Origin of the sequence: uncultured Aurantimicrobium sp. (genome assembly GCF_936931525.1) — a bacterium.
GTDB lineage: Bacteria > Actinomycetota > Actinomycetes > Actinomycetales > Microbacteriaceae > Aurantimicrobium.
Map to the genome: position 1 here is coordinate 1 of NZ_CAKZII010000023.1, position 1,296 is coordinate 1,296.

The following is a 1,296-nucleotide window of genomic DNA, read 5'->3' on the forward strand; positions in this document are numbered from 1 at the left end:
GAACTTCAAGAACTCGGACTCATTGTGGAGTCGGAAGCCAGTGCCACGCAGGGCGTTGGTCGACCCTCGCTCATGGTGTCCTTCTCTGACGAAGTAGTGGTTTTTGCCGTCAACCCCGAAACCGATGCGACCACCGTCGGTGTCGTCACACTCTCGGGCAAAGTCATCACCAAGGTTCGACACCCTCACTCCACAGTGCCCAGTGCAAGCGTCTCGGTGGAAACAACCACCAAGCTCATTGCCGAGCTGCGCACCCAATTGCCTGTCGAATTCCGTATTGCTGGAATCGGTGTTGCCATCCCAGGACAGATCCGCGTGGAGGACGGCGTTGTTCGCCTCGCTCCCCACCTCAACTGGGTCGAGGTTCCTTTCGCCCGCATGCTGCACCAACAGACCGGCCTGCCTGTCTTCATCGATAACGACGCCAGCTTGGGTTCCATCGCTGAACGCGATCTGGGTGCAGGCCGTGGCTTCAGCGAGATTGTCTATCTCTTCGGTGGAGCCGGTGGTATTGGTGGCGGTGTGATTCACGGTGGCATGCTGCTGCGTGGAGCTGCCGGCTATGCCGGTGAACTCGGTCACGTCCGCATCTCTGACTCACCCCGTGAGGACTACTCCGGACTCCAGGGAACACTCGAGTCCCTTGTTCAACGTGATGACCTCCTTGCCGCCCTCAAGATAGAAACCGCTGATGACGCTGAGCTCGAAGAAGTACATTCTACGCCGGTCGGGGCAAAAGTTCAGAAGCTTCTGGAATCTCAGATTGATGCACTAGCCATTGCAATCGGCAACTCCGTCAACTGCTTCAACCCCGAGATTGTTCTTCTGGCTGGATAGCTAGGGGTGCTGTATTCCTATGACCGTGATCGACTGCTGAGTCGTTTCCGTTGGAGCACACTGACAGCACCGCAAGACCGTCTTTTGGTAAAGCCCGCTGAGCTGGGCCCCAACCTATTGATGATCGGTGCAGCGGGATTACCTATTGCGCCATTGCTGGCAGAGCCTGCGATTACGCAGCTCTTCCCTGCGCGAGGAAAGTAAGAACTACTCTCCTGTCAGCACGGCACCAATCTGGTGACGTGCTTGAAAGATCAGTGCGTTGTCGCTGATGGCTTCTGCCAATGGACGCAGCGGCGAGTCAGTCAAACCCTGATCCAGGAATGACGAGAACGCCGTTGCCTTTTCGCTGAGGAATTCGTTTGCAGTTACTCCGGTTTGTTCGGTCCAGGTAGCATCTGGGTTTCGGTTGAATTCTGAGGCATTCAGGCGAAGCCCGCTGGGCGTGAAGAAGGGCTC

2 protein-coding genes and 1 pseudogene are annotated in these 1,296 nt (G+C 56.7%); 2 read left to right on the top strand and 1 reads right to left on the bottom strand.

What is annotated here, in order from left to right:
- Together Q0362_RS01030 and Q0362_RS01035 are read left to right on the top strand one after the other, a co-directional pair.
- The coding region (locus Q0362_RS01030; RefSeq protein ID WP_298118841.1) for an ROK family protein at positions 1-837 on the top strand (837 nt) is incomplete at its 5' end.
- Positions 838-843: 6 nt separating this feature from the next.
- Entirely contained in the window at positions 844-1,041 is a 198-nt protein-coding gene (locus Q0362_RS01035) for a hypothetical protein (RefSeq protein WP_298118844.1), read from the top strand.
- Between the two features lie 3 nt (positions 1,042-1,044).
- Here Q0362_RS01035 and Q0362_RS01040 read toward each other — a convergent pair.
- Positions 1,045-1,296: pseudogene (locus Q0362_RS01040) on the bottom strand (hypothetical protein); the annotation flags it as partial.